Consider the following 15,686-nt stretch of genomic DNA (forward strand, 5'->3'; position numbering starts at 1 on the left):
CCCGTGACCCGGGGAGCCCTTTGCGGCTAACATCCCGGTTCAGACCTCAGCCCGAGTCAGGAACAGGACGTATGCGAGCCGCGACCCCCGAACGTCCTCGGAGCCGCACCGGCCGGGGGTGGTACGTCGGAGCCGTGCTGAGCGCGGTGGTGGCGGTGGCGATGTGCCTGCTGGGGTGGCGCCAGGCCGACCAGGCCGACCGGATCGACGCCCATCCGGTGCGGGTCGAGGGGACGGTCACCCAACTCCCCGGCGGCAGCGGCACGTACAGCCAGGTCGCGTACCCGGTGGACGGGCGGCGGCTGACCGCCGCGGACCTGTGGCTGCCGTCGGACGCGCGGGTCGGCGACCCGATCTGCCTGGAGCACGCGGCGGACGACCCCGGCGCGGTGCGGGTGTGCGGGAAGACCTACCCGCAGCCGGTGGGCGTCGGGTTGGCGCAGACCAGCGTGCCCGCGGCGGTGCTGCTGTGCGCGCTGTGCCTGTGGCGGATCCGACGCGGTCGGGCGGGCGCGGAGCGGGAACGGGCCGCGTTCACGGTCGCGTTCGCCGCGGAGGGGATGCCCGCGCTGACCCACGGCAAGCGCTCCCGGCGCCGCCGCAAGGGGGGCCGCCGCGCCCTGCGGTGAGCCCTGGTGGAGGTTCCCGGCACCGCAAGGTGAACAATGGGCCCGTGACCCGAGCCCATCTGGACAAGCAGCCGCAGGACGTCGCCGCCATGTTCGACGACGTCGCGGCCAAGTACGACCGCACCAACGACGTGCTCTCGCTGGGCCAGGCCCGGCTGTGGCGGCGGGCGGTGGCCGATGCGGTGGGGGCCGTCGCGGGCCAGCGGATCCTGGACCTCGGTGCCGGCACCGGGACGTCCTCGCTGCCGTTCCTGGAGGCCGGTGCCGACGTGGTGCCGTGCGACTTCTCGATCGGGATGCTGACCGAGGGCAAGAACCGCCACCCCGAACTCGCGCTGACCGCGGGCGACGCGACCCGGCTGCCGTTCGCGGACGAGTCCTTCGACGCCGTGACGATCTCGTTCGCGCTGCGCAACGTGCAGGAGCACGAGGTCGCGCTGCGGGAGATGCTGCGGGTGACCAAGCCCGGCGGCAAGTTGGTGATCTGCGAGTTCTCCACGCCGACCTGGACGCCGTTCCGCACGGTGTACACCGAGTACCTGATGCGCGCGCTGCCGCCGGTGGCGACCAGGGTGTCGTCCAACCCGGAGGCGTACGTGTACCTCGCGGAGTCGATCCGGTCCTGGCCGGACCAGCCCGCGCTGGCCGCCCAGTTGCAGCAGGCGGGCTGGACGAAGGTGGCGTGGCGCAACCTGACCGGTGGCATCGTCGCCCTCCACCGCGGCTTCAAGGCCCCGTAGACTGCGGTGGTTCGGCACCCCGTCCGCCGGGAAGGCGTCGGCGGGGCGGCCGTGCCCGACTCCGTGACCCCGACGCGCTCAGGAGAGAGCCCCGTATGACCGAGACCGCCGTCGAGTCCACCGCCGACGTCATCGTGGTCGGCGCCGGTCCGGCCGGCTCCAGCACCGCGTACTGGCTGGCCCAGGCGGGCCTGGACGTGCTGCTGCTGGAGAAGACCGAGTTCCCGCGCGAGAAGGTGTGCGGGGACGGCCTGACCCCGCGCGCCGTCAAGCAGTTGGTCGACATGGGCATCGACGTGTCCGCCGAGAACGGCTGGCTGCAGAACAAGGGCCTGCGGATCATCGGCGGCGGCGTCCGGCTGGAGCTGGACTGGCCGGACCTGGCCGCGTTCCCCGACTACGGCCTGGTCCGCAAGCGCGCCGACTTCGACGAACTGCTGGCCCGGCAGGCGCAGAAGGCCGGTGCCCGGCTGTACGAGAACTGCAACGTCAGCGGCCCCGTCCAGGACCGCACCGGGCGGATCACCGGCGTCACCGCCAAGCTCGGACCGGACAAGCGCGAGGTCGAGTTCCACGCGCCGCTGGTGGTCGCCGCGGACGGCAACTCCACCCGGCTGTCGCTGGCGATGGGCCTGCACCGGATCGAGTCCCGGCCGATGGGCGTCGCCTACCGGACGTACTTCACCTCGCCCCGGCACGACGACGACTACCTGGAGTCCTGGCTGGAGCTGTGGGACACCCGCGGCGGGCAGAAGAAGCTGCTGCCCGGCTACGGCTGGATCTTCGGCATGGGCGACGGCACCTCCAACGTGGGCCTGGGCATCCTCAACTCCTCGCCCGCCTTCGGCGACCTGAACTGGCGCGAGGTGCTGAAGAGCTGGTGCGCCAGCATGCCCGAGGAGTGGGGCTACACGCCGGAGAACATGACCGAGCCGATCCGCGGCGCCGCCCTGCCGATGGCCTTCAACCGGCAGCCGCACTACACCCGCGGCCTGCTGCTGGTCGGCGACGCGGGCGGCCTGGTCAACCCGTTCAACGGCGAGGGCATCGCCTATGCGATGGAATCCGGCCAACTCGCCGCGGGCGTCATCGTCCAGGCGATGGCCCGGATCACCCCCGAGGGCCGCGAGCGCGCCCTGGCCCGCTACCCGCAGCTGCTCAAGGACACCTACGGCGGCTACTACACGCTCGGCCGGGCCTTCGTGAAGCTGATCGGCAACGACAAGGTGATGCGGATCGCCGCCGAGCGCGGCCTGACCCACCCCGTGCTGATGAAGTTCGTCCTCAAGCTGCTGGCCAACCTGACCGACCCGACCGGCGGCGACGTCGCGGACCGGATCATCAACGGCCTGACCAAGGTGGCGCCGCGCGCCTGACCCCGGGCCCCGGAAGGCGGCGGACGGGCGCGGAGAGCGCTTGCCCACCGCCTTTCGCGCGGGGCGGTTGCTCAGCGCCGGGCGTCCCGCTCGCGGAGGTCGGGCACGACGGACGCGACGGTGGTGAAGTCGTTGTCGACGTGCAGCACCGTGAGGTCGTGGTGGGCGGCGGTGGCACAGACCAGCAGGTCGATCGCACCGGCCGAGCGGTGCAGGCCCCGCTGCGTCAGCCTGTACTGGGCCGAATCCACCCACCGCCAAGCCGCCTTGGGCACCGCGGCGGTGCCGCACAGGGTGTCCAGTTCGTCGGCCAGCTCGTCGCGGTGCGCCGGACTCGTGGCGGAGTACAGGAACTCGGCGCGGGTGGGCTCGCAGACGTGCAGCGCCCCGGCGGCGATGTGCCCCTCCCAGGCGCGCAGCGCCCCCGGGACGCGGAACAGGTGCCACAGGGCCGAGGCGTCGACCAGGTAGCCGATCAATCGAGGCCCTCCTGGCGGGCCTGCTTGGCGGCGGCCTGCGCCGCCGCGGCCGCGTCGAACTCGCCCCGGGCACCCCTGGCGGCGAGCCGTTCCGCCGCCTCCAGCCGCTTCATGCGCGCCGTGTACTCGCGGAGGGCGTTGTTGACGGTGTCCTTCTTGGTGGTGGTGCCCATCAGCTTCATCGCCGCGGCGAGGGCCTCGTCGTCGATGTCGATCTGCGTGATGCTCACTCCGCACCTCCAGGACTGTGGCCGATGTTGACGAACAGCATATGTCATCAACATCAGCGCTTCGAGTACGCCGCCGGGTGCTGCGGGCACCGCGACGTCGGCGCCCGCGGCGGGCCGGAAAGCGTTTGCCCGCCGCCTTCCGGGTGCGGGAGAGTGGCGGCTTCCGTACCCCTCCCGTTCGACGTCGCACGGGCCCCCGTCGAGTGCTCCGGGAGCCGTGCCGTGGCCGTCGTGTCGATCGAAGCCGTCCGTCCGCAGGTGGTGCGGGACCTGCCGTTGCTGCTGGTGGCGGTGGTGTGGGGGTCGAGTTTCTGGGCGGTCCGGCAGGTGGCGGAGGACCGGACGGTGGTGGCGGTGCTGGTGCTGCGGTTCGCCCTGGTGCTGCCGGTGCTGGGGGTGGTGGCGTGGCGGCGGCTGCGCGGGCTGTCGGTGGCGCAGTGGGGCGGCGGGGCGGTGCTGGGGGTGGTGCTGGGGGCGGTGTTCCTGCTGGAGACGTACGGGGTGGTGCACACCTCGGCGACCAACGCGGGGCTGGTGATCAGCCTGACGATGGTGTTCACGCCGCTCGCGGAGGCGGCGCTGCGGCGGACGGCGCCGCCCGTGGCGTTCCTGGCGGCGGTGGGGCTGTCGGTGCTGGGGGTGGCGCTGCTGACGGGGCTGCGGGCGCCGTCGGCGGGTGACCTGCTGGTGCTGGGCGCGGCGGTGGCGCGGACGGTGAACGTGCTGGCGACCGCCCGGCTGCGGTCGGTGCGCGGGGTGGACGCGCTGGCCCTGACCTGGGTCCAACTGGCCTTCGCCACGGCGGTGTTCGCGCTGGCGGCGCCGCTGGCGGGCCCGTCCCCGCTGAGCGTGGCGGCCTCCTTCGACGCGGCGCGCTGGGGCCTGCTGCTGTACCTGTCGCTGCTGTGCACGCTGTTCGCGTTCTTCGTGCAGCTGTGGGCGGTGCGGGCGACCTCGGCGTCCCGGGTGAGCCTGCTGCTGGGCACCGAGCCGCTGTGGGCGGCGCTGTGCGGGATCGCGCTGGCGGGGGACCGGCCGGGCCCGGCGGCGCTGCTGGGGGCGGTGGCGGTGCTGGCGGGCACCGAGTGGGGGCGGCGCCGGGCGCCGCGCTTCGCCGGGAGCGCCTGAGGACCCCCGAAGGCCCGTGCGGGCTCTTGAGAGCTTGTGAACGAAGGGTCAAGCGGCTGCCGCTCCGGGTCCACCGCCAGGGTGAGATCCACTATCACGTAAACCCGATCACTCCGAAATTTGCCTCGACCGCCGCAGAATTGATATAGGGCGTGGCCGAACGACGGTCGTTTCGCTCCGGGTTGCGACTGTATGTGGTCAATCGCCCGCTCTGGGTCGAACAGTGGTGATCGATCCGCCTTCGCGGGCCTTCGTCGGGTGGCGAAGATCACAAAGATCATCGGGAACTGCGTGTCGCAGATCACAAGCGGACGGGCATAGGATGCGCTCCAACCTGGCTTTGTGAACTGCCTCACATGGAGCCGGATCCCACGAAGTGGATCATCGTTTCACCCTTGGTGACCTGGTGGTTCCGATATGCAGTCAAGGACGACTGGACGGAGGGAGCGGGGGCTATGAATGCCTACGCGCCGATCCTCGTACTCGGTGCCATCGCGGCGGCGTTCGCGGTCGGCTCCGTCGTGATGGCCTCGCTCACCGGCCCGAAGCGTTACAACCGGGCCAAGTTGGAGGCGTACGAGTGCGGCATCGAACCGACCCCGCAGCCGGTGGGCGGCGGTCGGTTCCCGATCAAGTACTACCTGACGGCGATGCTGTTCATCGTCTTCGACATCGAGATCGTCTTCCTCTACCCCTGGGCGGTCAGCTTCGACGCCCTGGGGATCTTCGGGCTGGTCGAGATGCTCCTGTTCATCGCCACCGTGTTCGTCGCCTACGCCTACGTCTGGCGCCGCGGCGGCCTGGAGTGGGACTAGACCACGGGCCGCCGCCGCGCACGGGACGCGCGGACGTTTGTGAACGGGCGGACAAGCCACCGGACTCGAGGGCATTGAGAGGGAACTGATGGGTATCGAGGAGAAGCTGCCGAGCGGCTTTCTGCTCACCAGCGTGGAGGCCGCCGCGGGCTGGGTGCGGAAGGCGTCGCTCTTCCCGGCCACCTTCGGTCTGGCCTGCTGCGCGATCGAGATGATGACCACCGGCGCGGGCCGCTACGACCTGGCCCGGTTCGGCATGGAGGTCTTCCGCGGCTCGCCCCGGCAGGCCGACCTGATGATCGTGGCCGGCCGGGTCAGCCAGAAGATGGCGCCGGTGCTGCGGCAGGTCTACGACCAGATGCCGAACCCGAAGTGGGTCATCTCGATGGGCGTGTGCGCCTCCTCCGGCGGCATGTTCAACAACTACGCGATCGTCCAGGGCGTCGACCACATCGTCCCCGTGGACATCTACCTGCCGGGCTGCCCGCCCCGCCCGGAGATGCTGATGGACGCGATCATCAAGCTGCACGAGAAGATCCAGCACGAGAAGCTCGGCGTGCACAAGCGCCGGGCCGAGGAGGAGGCCGAGCGCCTCGCGCTGCAGGCCACCCCGACCAGCGAGATGCGGGGGCTGCTGCGATGAGCGAGGAGCAGAAGCCCCAGCGGCCCGAGGTCCCGGCGACCCGGCGGGAGATCCCGGTCGAGGTGGTCGGCGCCCGGCAGGGCATGTTCGGCGCCCACGGCACCGGCGACACCTCCGGCTTCGGCGGCCTGACCGCGCCGATCGTGCTGCCCGGCCCCAGCGAGCGCCCGTACGGGGGCTACTTCGACGAGGTGGCCGACGAGTTCGAGGGCGCGCTGGAGGAGCAGGGCCTCGACGTCGCCGACGTGATCGGGAAGACCGTCGTCGACCGCGGCGAGCTGACCTTCCACGTCGAGCGCGAGCACCTGCTCACGGCGGTGCGGATCCTGCGCGACGACCCGGCGCTGCGCTTCGAGCTGTGCCTGGGCGTCAGCGGCGTGCACTACCCGCAGGACAAGGGCCGGGAGCTGCACGCGGTCTACCACCTGCGCTCGATCACCCACGGCCGGCTGATCCGGCTGGAGGTCACCGCGCCCGACGCCGACCCGCGGATCCCGTCCGTGGTCAGCGTCTACCCGACCAACGACTGGCACGAGCGGGAGACCTACGACTTCTTCGGCCTGGTCTTCGAGGGCCACCCGGCGCTCACCCGGATCATGATGCCGGACGACTGGCTGGGCCACCCGCAGCGCAAGGACTACCCGCTCGGCGGCATCCCCGTCGAGTACAAGGGCGCCCAGATCCCGGCTCCCGACCAGCGGAGGTCGTACAGCTGATGAGCAGCACCCACTACGAAGCAGGCGCCCGGGAGACCACCGAGGGGCGGGTCTTCACCGTCACCGGCGGCGACTGGGGCGAGGTCGCCCAGGCGGTGGCCGGCGCCGACGACGAGCGGATCATCGTCAACATGGGCCCGCAGCACCCGTCCACCCACGGCGTGCTGCGGCTGATCCTGGAGATCGACGGCGAGACGGTCACCGAGGCCCGCTGCGGCATCGGCTACCTGCACACCGGCATCGAGAAGAACATGGAGTTCCGCTCCTGGGTGCAGGGCACCACGTTCGTGACGCGGATGGACTACCTCACCCCGCTCTACAACGAGACCGCCTACTGCCTGGCCGTGGAGAAGCTCCTCGGGATCACCGCGGACGTGCCCGAGCGGGCCACCGTGATCCGGGTGCTGATGATGGAGCTCAACCGGATCTCCTCGCACCTGGTGGCGCTGGCCACCGGCGGCATGGAGATCGGCTCCACCACCCTGATGATCTACGGCTTCCGGGACCGCGAGGTCGTGCTGGACATCTTCGAGCTGGTCACCGGCCTGCGGATGAACCACGCCTACGTCCGCCCCGGCGGCCTGGCCCAGGACCTGCCGCCCGGCGCGGTCGACAAGATCCGCGAGGGCGTCAACCTGCTGCGCTCGCGGATGCACGAGTACGACAAGCTGGCCACCGACAACCCGGTGTTCAAGGCCCGGCTGGTCGACGTCGGCTTCCTCGACCTGCCCGGCTGCCTGGCGCTCGGCGCCACCGGCCCGATCCTGCGGGCCACCGGACTGCCGCACGACCTGCGCAAGTCCGACCCGTACTGCGGGTACGAGACCTACGACTTCGACGTCGCGGTGGCCGACACCGCGGACTCCTACGGGCGGTTCCTGATCCGCCTGGAGGAGATGAAGCAGTCGCTGCGGATCGTCGAGCAGTGCCTGGAGCGGCTGGCCCCCGGGCCGGTCATGGTGGCCGACAAGAAGATCGCCTGGCCGTCCCAACTGGCCGTCGGCCCCGACGGCATGGGCAACTCGCTGGACCACATCCGGAAGATCATGGGCACCTCGATGGAGGCCCTGATCCACCACTTCAAGCTGGTCACCGAGGGCTTCAAGGTGCCGGTCGGCCAGGCCTACGCCGCGGTGGAGTCGCCCAAGGGCGAACTCGGCGTGCACGTGGTCAGCGACGGCGGCACCCGGCCCTACCGGGTGCACTTCCGCGACCCGTCCTTCACCAACCTGCAGACGATGGCCGCGATGTGCGAGGGCGGCCCGCTGGCCGACGTGATCGTGGCGGTGGCCGGGATCGACCCGGTGATGGGAGGCGTGGACCGGTGAGCAGCACTGAACTCGGCCTGCCGGCGCTGCCGGCCAAGCCCTACCCGCCGGAGGTGGAGGCCCGACTCGCCGCCGACGCGCGGGAGTTGATCGACCGCTACCCGCAGTCCCGCTCCGCCCTGCTGCCGCTGCTGCACCTGGTGCAGGCCGAGGACGGCTGCGTCACCCCGACCGGGATCCGGTTCTGCGCCGAGCAGTTGGACCTGACCACGGCCGAGGTCACCGCCGTCGCGACCTTCTACACGATGTACCGGCGGCGCCCCGCGGGCGAGTACCACGTCGGCGTGTGCACCAACACGCTGTGCGCGGTGCTCGGCGGCGACCAGATCTTCGACGAGCTCTCCGAGCACCTCGGCATCGCCAACAACCGCACCACCGAGGACGGTTCGGTCTCGATCGAGCGGATCGAGTGCAACGCCGCCTGCGACTACGCCCCCGTGGTGATGGTCAACTGGGAGTTCTTCGACAACCAGACCCCGGAGAGCGCCAAGCAACTGGTCGACCAGCTGCGCGCCGGGCAGGAGGTCCGCCCCACCCGCGGCGCCAAGCTCTGCACGTTCAAGGAGACCTCCCGGATCCTGGCCGGCTTCGCCGACGAGCGCCCCGGCGCCGTCGACGAGTCCGGCGCGGGCGGCGCGCCCTCGCTGGCGGGCCTGCGGCTGGCCAAGGGCGAGGCGCTGCCCGGCACTTCGGCCACCAAGGTGGTCTCCCCGCGGCACGAAGGGACGGAAGCGTGATGACCTCCGCCGAACCGGCCGAGAAGCTCCTCTCCCCGGTCCTGTCCGCGTCCTGGGACGACCACCGCCCCTGGACGCTGGAGACCTACCGCCGCCACGGCGGCTACGACGGCCTGCGCGCCGCCCTCGCGATGGCCCCGGACGACGTGATCGCCCTGGTCAAGGACGCGGGCCTGCGCGGGCGCGGCGGCGCCGGCTTCCCCACCGGCATGAAGTGGCAGTTCATCCCGCAGAACGACGGCAAGCCGCACTACCTGGTGGTCAACGCCGACGAGTCCGAGCCGGGCACCTGCAAGGACATCCCGCTGCTGTTCGCCAACCCGCACTCGCTGATCGAGGGCATGGTCATCGCCTCGTACGCGATTCGCTGCGAGCACGCCTTCGTCTACCTGCGCGGCGAGGTCGTCCCGGTGCTGCGCCGCCTGCAGGCGGCCGTCGCCGAGGCCTACGCGGCCGGGTACCTCGGCAAGGACATCCAGGGCTCCGGCATCAACCTGGACATCACCGTCCACGCCGGTGCGGGCGCGTACATCTGCGGCGAGGAGACCGCGCTGCTCGACTCGCTGGAGGGCCGCCGCGGCCAGCCCCGGCTGCGGCCGCCGTTCCCGGCGATCGCGGGCCTGTACGCCTGCCCGACCGTGGTGAACAACGTCGAGTCGATCGCCTCGGTGCCGCCGATCCTGGCCCGCGGCAAGGACTGGTTCAAGTCGCTGGGCACCGAGAAGTCGCCCGGCTTCACGCTCTACTCGCTCTCCGGGCACGTCACCAACCCCGGCCAGTACGAGGCGCCGCTCGGCATCACGCTGCGCCAACTGCTGGAGATCACCGGCGGCGTCCGGGCCGGGCACCGGCTCAAGTTCTGGACCCCGGGCGGCTCCTCGACCCCGATGTTCACCGACGAGCACCTGGACGTCCCGCTGGACTACGAGGGCGTCGGCGCGGCCGGGTCGATGCTCGGCACCAAGGCGCTGCAGGTCTTCGACGAGACCACCTGCGTGGTGCGGGCCGTCACCCGGTGGACCGAGTTCTACGCCCACGAGTCCTGCGGCAAGTGCACCCCGTGCCGCGAGGGCACCTACTGGCTGGTCCAGTTGCTCAAGCGGATCGAGGCCGGCCAGGGCGCGCCGGGCGACCTGGAGAAGCTGCTGGACATCGCCGACAACATCAACGGCAAGTCCTTCTGCGCGCTGGGCGACGGCGCGGCCAGCCCGATCGTCTCCTCGCTGCAGCACTTCCGCGCCGAGTACGAGCAGCACATCGACGAACACCGCTGCCCGTTCGACCCGGCGGCCTCCACCGTCTGGGCCGACCGGGCCCCCGTCCACGAGTCCGCCACCGAGAGGGAGGTGCACGCGTGACGGTCACGGAGCCTTCCACCCAGACCGAGCTGGTCACGCTCACCATCGACGGCGTCGAGGTCAGCGTCCCCAAGGGCACGCTGGTGATCCGCGCCGCCGAGCAGATCGGCACCCAGATCCCGCGCTTCTGCGACCACCCGCTGCTCGACCCCGCCGGGGCGTGCCGCCAGTGCATCGTGGAGGTGGAGGGGCAGCGCAAGCCGGTCGCCTCCTGCACCATCCCGGTCGCCGAGGGCATGGTGGTGCGCACCCAACTGTCCTCGCCGGTCGCCGAGAAGGCGCAGCGCGGCGTGATGGAGCTGCTGCTGATCAACCACCCGCTGGACTGCCCGGTCTGCGACAAGGGCGGCGAGTGCCCGCTGCAGAACCAGGCGATGTCCACCGGCGACACCGACTCCCGGTTCGAGGGCGTCAAGCGGACGTACGAGAAGCCCGTCCCGCTCTCCACCCAGGTGCTGCTGGACCGCGAGCGCTGCGTGCTGTGCGCGCGCTGCACCCGCTTCTCGCAGCAGATCGCCGGCGACCCGTTCATCGACCTGGTGGAGCGCGGCGCGCTCCAGCAGATCGGCACCGGCGTCGACCAGCCGCTGGACTCGTACTTCTCCGGCAACACCATCCAGATCTGCCCGGTCGGCGCGCTCACCTCCGCCGCCTACCGGTTCCGCTCCCGCCCGTTCGACCTGGTGTCCTCCCCGTCCGTGTGCGAGCACTGCTCGGCGGGCTGCGGGCAGCGCACCGACCACCGACGCGGCAAGGTGCTGCGGCGCCTGGCCGGCAACGAGCCGGAGGTCAACGAGGAGTGGAACTGCGACAAGGGCCGGTTCGCGTTCCGCTACGCCCAGCAGCGCGACCGCTTCACCACGCCGATGGTCCGCCGCGGCGGCGAACTCGTCGCCGCGTCCTGGCCGGAGGCGCTGGCCCGGGCCGCCGAGGGGCTGCGCGGGGCGCGCGCCGCGGTGCTCGCGGGCGGCCGGGTCACCGTCGAGGACGCGTACGGCTACGGCAAGTTCGCCCGCCTCGCGCTCGGCACCAACGACGTCGACTTCCGGGCCCGGCCGCACAGCGGCGAGGAGGCCGACTTCCTGGCCGCAGCCGTCGCCGGGACCGGCGTCGACCTGGGCGGACCCTCGGTGAGCTACCGGGACCTCGAAGCCGCCCCGGCCGTCCTGCTGGTCGGCCTGGAGGCCGAGGAGGAGGCGCCGATCGTCTTCCTGCGGCTGCGCAAGGCCAACCGGGCGAGCGGGCTGCGGGTCTTCTCGATCGCCTCGCACGCCACCCGCGGCCTGGCCAAGCTGCGCGGCGCGCTGCTGCCCGCCGCCCCCGGCACCGAGGTCGAGTGGCTGGCCGCGCTCGCGGGCGACGAGGTGCTCGCCGACGACGCCGGACGCTGCGCCGACGCGCTGCGCTCCCCGGGCGCCGTCGTGCTGGTCGGCGAACGGCTCGCGCAGACCGCGGGCGGCCTGACCGCCGCGCTGCGGCTGGCGCACGCCACCGGGGCGAAGCTCGCCTGGGTGCCGCGCCGGGCCGGCGAGCGGGGCGCCGTCGAGGCGGGCGCGCTGCCCGGGCTGCTGCCCGGCGGCCGGTCCGTCGCGGTGCCCGCCGCCCGCGCCGAGGCCGCCGCGCACTGGGGCGTCGCCGAGCTGCCCGCCCGCCCCGGCCGCGACACCGGCCAGATCCTGGCCGCCGCCGCCGCGGGCGAGCTGGACGCGCTGGTGGTCGGCGGCGTCGACCCGGACGACCTGCCGGACCCGGCGCTCGCCGACGAGGCGCTGGCCCGGGTCGGGTTCGTGCTCTCGCTGGAGCTGCGCCCGTCCGCCGTCACCGCGCACGCCGACGTGGTGCTGCCGGTCGCGGCGGTCGCCGAGAAGGCGGGCACCTTCCTGGACTGGGAGGGCCGGGTGCGGATGTTCGAACCGGCGCTCAAGCCCGACCAGTTGATGCAGCGCCACCTGCACGCCGACGTCCGGGTGCTGAACATGGTCGCGGACGCGCTGGGCAGGCCGATCGGCCTGCCCGACGTCCGGGCGGCCCGGCTGGAGCTGGACCGGTTCACCCCGTGGACGGGCGACCGTCCGGCCGGGCCCGCCGCCCACCCCGCCGCGCTGCCCCGCCCGGCCACCGGGCAGGCCGTGCTGGCCGGGCACCGGATGCTGCTGGACAACGGCTCGCTGCAGGAGGGCGACGCCCACCTGGCCGGGACGCGGCACGCCGCCGTCGCCCGGCTGTCCGCCGCCACCGCCGCCGAGGTCGGCGCGACGACGGCGCTGCGGGTCACCGGCCCGGCCGGGTCGCTGACCCTGCCGCTGGAGATCACCGACGCGATGCCGGACCGCACGGTCTGGCTGCCGCTCAACTCGACGCCGGACGGCGGCGCGCACCGCACGCTCGGCACCACGGTCGGCCACCTGGTCACCATCGCCCCGGCGGAGGAGTCATGAGGGTCCTTGCTGCTGCCGACACGCTCGGCTTCTTCGGCCGCGACCCGTGGTGGCTGGTGCTGCTGAAGGCGGTGTTCTGCTTCGCGTTCCTGGTCCTGACGGTGCTGATCGCCATCGTCTGGGAGCGCAAGGTGGTCGCCTGGATGCAGCTGCGGATCGGCCCGAACCGGCACGGCCCGTGGGGCCTGCTGCAGTCGCTGGCCGACGGCGTGAAGCTGGCGCTGAAGGAAGACCTGGTGGTCAAGAACGCCGACAAGGCGGTCTACGTCCTGGCGCCGATCGTCGCGGCGATCCCCGCGTTCATGGCGTTCGCGGTGATCCCGTTCGGCCCGGCCGACAACGAGGTGTCGATCTTCGGCACCCGGACGCCGCTGCAGCTGACCGACCTGCCGATCGCGCTGCTGTACATCCTGGCCACCGCCTCGGTGGGCATCTACGGCATCGTGCTGGCGGGCTGGTCCTCCGGGTCCACGTACCCGCTGCTGGGCGGCATCCGCTCCTCCGCGCAGATGATCAGCTACGAGATCGCGATGGGCCTGTCGTTCGCGGCGGTGTTCATCTACTCGGGCTCGATGTCGACCTCGGAGATCGTCTCCTCGCAGCAGCCGACCTGGTTCGCGGTGCTGCTGCCGGTGTCGTTCATCGTCTACATCATCGCGATGGTCGGCGAGACCAACCGGGCGCCGTTCGACCTCCCGGAGGCCGAGGGCGAGCTGGTCGGCGGCTTCAACACCGAGTACTCCTCGCTGAAGTTCGCGATGTTCATGCTGGCCGAGTACGTCAACATGGTCACCGTCTCGGCGGTCGCCTCCACGCTGTTCCTGGGCGGCTGGCGCGCCCCGTGGCCGGTCTCGACCTTCTGGGAGGGCGCGAACCACGGCTGGTGGCCGATGCTGTGGATCGTGCTGAAGATCCAGCTGCTGCTGTTCTTCTTCATCTGGCTGCGCGGCACCCTGCCCCGGCTGCGCTACGACCAGTTCATGAAGCTCGGTTGGAAGGTGCTGATCCCGGTCTCCCTGGTGTGGCTGGTGATGGTCTCCACCGTGCGGGCGCTGCGCAACGAGGGCTACGACTTCGCCAAAGTGGTGCTGTACGTGGGCGCGCCGCTGGCGGCGGTGCTGCTGGTCGCGCTGGTGGTCGACCTGCTGCGCAAGAAGCCCGAGCCCGCGCCGGAGGCCGCCCCGGCCTTCGACCCGATGGCCGGGGGCTACCCGGTGCCGCCGCTGCCCGGGCAGGAACTGCCGCCCGTGCCGCGCCGCCGCCGCCGGACCCCGCAACTCCAGGACGCCCTCAACGGCGCCGACCATTCCGAAGGGAGCTGATCCGAGATGCCTGACGAGTCGTCAGAGAAGTCGGTCCTCGGGCCGGCCGCCGGCTTCGGCGTGACCTTCAAGGCCATGTTCAAGAAGCGGCTCACCGAGCAGTACCCGGAGTACAAGAAGCCCACCGCTCCGCGCTTCCACGGCCGCCACCAGCTGAACCGGCACCCGGACGGCCTGGAGAAGTGCGTCGGCTGCGAGCTGTGCGCCTGGGCCTGTCCGGCCGACGCGATCTACGTCGAGGGCGCCGACAACCGGGACGAGGAGCGCTACTCGCCCGGCGAGCGGTACGGCGCGGTGTACCAGATCAACTACGCCCGCTGCATCCTGTGCGGGCTGTGCGTGGAGGCGTGCCCGACCCGGGCGCTGACCATGACCAACGAGTACGAGCTCGCGGACTCCTCCCGGCAGGACCTGATCTTCACCAAGGAGCAGCTGCTGGTCGGGCTGACCGAGGGCATGGTCGACTCCCCGCACGCGATCTTCCCGGGCGCCGACGAGGGCGCGTACTACCGGGGCGAGGTCACCGGCGCGGCGCCGGGCACCGTCCAGCAGGAGCGGCACGACCGCGAGAAGGAGGAGCAGTCATGACCTCCACCGGCGAGGCCGTGCAGTTCTGGGTGCTGGCCGTGATCGCGGTCGGCGGGGCGCTCGGCATGCTGCTGATGAAGAAGGCCGTGCACTCGGCGCTCTGCCTGGCGGCGACCATGCTGGCGCTGGCGGTCTGCTACATGGCGCAGGGCGCGGTGTTCCTGGGCGTGGTGCAGATCGTGGTGTACACCGGCGCGATCATGATGCTGTTCCTGTTCGTGGTGATGCTGGTCGGCGTCTCGTCGGCGGACTCGCTGAAGGAGCAGCTGAGGGGCCAGCGGATCGCCGCGGTGCTCTGCGGCCTGGGCTTCGGCGTGCTGCTGGTCGCGGGCCTGGCCAACGCGCACCTGCGGAACTTCACCGGCCTGTCCGAGGCGAACGCCGAGGGCAACGTGCAGGGCCTGGCCCGGCTGATCTTCACCAAGTACGTGTGGGCGTTCGAGGTGACCGGCGCGCTGCTGATCACCGCGGCGGTCGGCGCGATGGTGCTGACCCACCGCGAGAAGGTCCGCGCCCCGCTGACCCAGCGCCAGTTGGCCGCGCAGCGGGTCAAGGACAACATCCAGGTGCCGCCGCTGCCCGCCCCCGGCGTGTACGCCCGGCACAACGCGGTGGACGTCCCGGCGCTGCTGCCGGACGGCACGGTCGCCGAGGACTCGGTGATGGGCACCCTGCGCGAGCGCGGCCAGGTCCGCGACGTCAGCCAGGAGATGCTGCGGCGGATGGCCGAGCTGGAGGAGACCACGGCCGACTGGCTGGGCCGCCCGTCCTCCGCCCGCCCGCAGGTCACCGGGCCGCGCCAGGCGCTGGAGACCGTGCCGACCAAGGACAAGGAGGAGGCGGAGTGAACCCGGCCAACTACCTGTACCTCGCCGCGCTGCTGTTCACCATCGGGGCCTCCGGGGTGCTGCTGCGGCGCAACGCGATCGTGCTGTTCATGTGCGTGGAGCTGATGCTGAACGCCTCGAACCTGGCGCTGGTCACCTTCTCCCGGATGCACGGCAACCTGGACGGCCAGATCCTCGCGTTCTTCACGATGGTGGTCGCGGCGGCCGAGGTCGTGGTCGGCCTCGCCATCATCGTCTCCATCTTCCGGACCAGGCACTCCGCTTCGGTCGACGACAGCAACCTGATGAAGCTGTAGGCGGAGGGCCCCTCA

The 15,686-nt window shown here is 71.8% G+C and carries 17 protein-coding genes; 15 read left to right on the top strand and 2 right to left on the bottom strand.

The window, feature by feature from the left end; translation table 11 throughout:
* Positions 1–71: 71 nt before the first annotated feature.
* The 3 genes from ACFY00_RS10735 to ACFY00_RS10745 all read left to right on the top strand — a co-directional run bounded on the left by ACFY00_RS10735 (position 72) and on the right by ACFY00_RS10745 (position 2,745).
* Positions 72–629, top strand: a complete 558-nt coding sequence (locus ACFY00_RS10735) for a hypothetical protein (RefSeq protein WP_388029581.1) — start codon at positions 72–74, stop codon at positions 627–629.
* A gap of 44 nt (positions 630–673) precedes the next feature.
* Complete coding sequence (locus ACFY00_RS10740) at positions 674–1,369, top strand: demethylmenaquinone methyltransferase (RefSeq protein WP_285736149.1); 696 nt, start codon at positions 674–676, stop codon at positions 1,367–1,369.
* A gap of 95 nt (positions 1,370–1,464) precedes the next feature.
* Complete coding sequence (locus ACFY00_RS10745) at positions 1,465–2,745, top strand: geranylgeranyl reductase family protein (protein WP_388029583.1); 1,281 nt, start codon at positions 1,465–1,467, stop codon at positions 2,743–2,745.
* Positions 2,746–2,816: 71 nt separating this feature from the next.
* Here ACFY00_RS10745 and ACFY00_RS10750 read toward each other — a convergent pair whose 3' ends face one another.
* Entirely contained in the window at positions 2,817–3,224 is a 408-nt protein-coding gene (locus ACFY00_RS10750) for a PIN domain-containing protein (protein WP_388029586.1), read from the bottom strand.
* On the bottom strand, positions 3,221–3,454 hold the full coding sequence (locus ACFY00_RS10755) for a type II toxin-antitoxin system VapB family antitoxin (protein WP_388029588.1): 234 nt from the start codon (positions 3,452–3,454) through the stop codon (positions 3,221–3,223). The genes ACFY00_RS10750 and ACFY00_RS10755 overlap by 4 nt, the downstream gene beginning before the upstream one ends.
* Before the next feature lie 222 nt (positions 3,455–3,676).
* Here ACFY00_RS10755 and ACFY00_RS10760 point away from each other — a divergent pair, with 222 nt between their 5' ends.
* From ACFY00_RS10760 to nuoK, 12 genes are all read left to right on the top strand, one after another.
* Positions 3,677–4,582, top strand: a complete 906-nt coding sequence (locus ACFY00_RS10760; RefSeq protein ID WP_388029590.1) for a DMT family transporter — start codon at positions 3,677–3,679, stop codon at positions 4,580–4,582.
* Positions 4,583–5,037: 455 nt separating this feature from the next.
* Entirely contained in the window at positions 5,038–5,397 is a 360-nt protein-coding gene (locus ACFY00_RS10765; RefSeq protein ID WP_014137597.1) for an NADH-quinone oxidoreductase subunit A, read from the top strand.
* A gap of 88 nt (positions 5,398–5,485) precedes the next feature.
* Positions 5,486–6,040, top strand: a complete 555-nt coding sequence (locus ACFY00_RS10770) for a NuoB/complex I 20 kDa subunit family protein (RefSeq protein ID WP_388029592.1) — start codon at positions 5,486–5,488, stop codon at positions 6,038–6,040.
* Positions 6,037–6,756, top strand: a complete 720-nt coding sequence (locus ACFY00_RS10775; protein ID WP_388029594.1) for an NADH-quinone oxidoreductase subunit C — start codon at positions 6,037–6,039, stop codon at positions 6,754–6,756. The genes ACFY00_RS10770 and ACFY00_RS10775 overlap by 4 nt, the downstream gene beginning before the upstream one ends.
* Positions 6,756–8,084 (top strand): NADH-quinone oxidoreductase subunit D, encoded by a 1,329-nt coding sequence (locus ACFY00_RS10780; protein WP_388029596.1) that lies wholly within the window; start codon positions 6,756–6,758, stop codon positions 8,082–8,084. Before ACFY00_RS10775 ends, ACFY00_RS10780 begins: the two co-directional genes overlap by 1 nt.
* 17 nt (positions 8,085–8,101) lie before the next feature.
* Complete coding sequence (nuoE, locus tag ACFY00_RS10785; protein WP_388029812.1) at positions 8,102–8,821, top strand: NADH-quinone oxidoreductase subunit NuoE; 720 nt, start codon at positions 8,102–8,104, stop codon at positions 8,819–8,821.
* Positions 8,821–10,179: an NADH-quinone oxidoreductase subunit NuoF gene (gene nuoF / locus ACFY00_RS10790; protein ID WP_388029597.1), complete on the top strand. Its 1,359-nt coding sequence runs from the start codon at positions 8,821–8,823 to the stop codon at positions 10,177–10,179. The genes nuoE and nuoF overlap by 1 nt, the downstream gene beginning before the upstream one ends.
* Positions 10,176–12,617, top strand: coding sequence for an NADH-quinone oxidoreductase subunit G (locus tag ACFY00_RS10795; RefSeq protein ID WP_388029599.1), 2,442 nt, complete (start codon positions 10,176–10,178; stop codon positions 12,615–12,617). The genes nuoF and ACFY00_RS10795 overlap by 4 nt, the downstream gene beginning before the upstream one ends.
* On the top strand, positions 12,614–13,939 hold the full coding sequence (nuoH, locus tag ACFY00_RS10800) for an NADH-quinone oxidoreductase subunit NuoH (protein WP_388029601.1): 1,326 nt from the start codon (positions 12,614–12,616) through the stop codon (positions 13,937–13,939). The genes ACFY00_RS10795 and nuoH overlap by 4 nt, the downstream gene beginning before the upstream one ends.
* Positions 13,940–13,945: 6 nt before the next feature.
* Positions 13,946–14,527 carry an NADH-quinone oxidoreductase subunit NuoI gene (gene nuoI / locus ACFY00_RS10805; protein WP_388029603.1) on the top strand — a complete coding sequence of 194 codons (582 nt, stop codon included), beginning with the start codon at positions 13,946–13,948 and terminating at the stop codon, positions 14,525–14,527.
* Positions 14,524–15,375 carry an NADH-quinone oxidoreductase subunit J gene (locus ACFY00_RS10810; protein ID WP_388029604.1) on the top strand — a complete coding sequence of 284 codons (852 nt, stop codon included), beginning with the start codon at positions 14,524–14,526 and terminating at the stop codon, positions 15,373–15,375. Before nuoI ends, ACFY00_RS10810 begins: the two co-directional genes overlap by 4 nt.
* Positions 15,372–15,671 (top strand): NADH-quinone oxidoreductase subunit NuoK, encoded by a 300-nt coding sequence (gene nuoK, locus ACFY00_RS10815; RefSeq protein WP_033215314.1) that lies wholly within the window; start codon positions 15,372–15,374, stop codon positions 15,669–15,671. Before ACFY00_RS10810 ends, nuoK begins: the two co-directional genes overlap by 4 nt.
* Positions 15,672–15,686: the final 15 nt, after the last annotated feature.

It is taken from the genome of Kitasatospora sp. NPDC001540 (genome assembly GCF_042894345.1).
Taxonomy (GTDB): domain Bacteria; phylum Actinomycetota; class Actinomycetes; order Streptomycetales; family Streptomycetaceae; genus Kitasatospora; species Kitasatospora phosalacinea_C.

Excerpts from the sequence above, each read along its gene's own strand:
- ACFY00_RS10735 (WP_388029581.1), top strand. The coding sequence starts at position 72 with ATGCGAGCCGCGACCCCCGAACGTCCTCGGAGCCGCACCGGCCGGGGG.
- ACFY00_RS10745 (WP_388029583.1), top strand. The coding sequence starts at position 1,465 with ATGACCGAGACCGCCGTCGAGTCCACCGCCGACGTCATCGTGGTCGGC.
- ACFY00_RS10765 (WP_014137597.1), top strand. The coding sequence starts at position 5,038 with ATGAATGCCTACGCGCCGATCCTCGTACTCGGTGCCATCGCGGCGGCG.
- ACFY00_RS10770 (WP_388029592.1), top strand. The coding sequence starts at position 5,486 with ATGGGTATCGAGGAGAAGCTGCCGAGCGGCTTTCTGCTCACCAGCGTG.
- ACFY00_RS10775 (WP_388029594.1), top strand. The coding sequence starts at position 6,037 with ATGAGCGAGGAGCAGAAGCCCCAGCGGCCCGAGGTCCCGGCGACCCGG.
- ACFY00_RS10780 (WP_388029596.1), top strand. The coding sequence starts at position 6,756 with ATGAGCAGCACCCACTACGAAGCAGGCGCCCGGGAGACCACCGAGGGG.
- nuoF (WP_388029597.1), top strand. The coding sequence starts at position 8,821 with ATGACCTCCGCCGAACCGGCCGAGAAGCTCCTCTCCCCGGTCCTGTCC.
- nuoH (WP_388029601.1), top strand. The coding sequence starts at position 12,614 with ATGAGGGTCCTTGCTGCTGCCGACACGCTCGGCTTCTTCGGCCGCGAC.
- nuoI (WP_388029603.1), top strand. The coding sequence starts at position 13,946 with ATGCCTGACGAGTCGTCAGAGAAGTCGGTCCTCGGGCCGGCCGCCGGC.
- ACFY00_RS10810 (WP_388029604.1), top strand. The coding sequence starts at position 14,524 with ATGACCTCCACCGGCGAGGCCGTGCAGTTCTGGGTGCTGGCCGTGATC.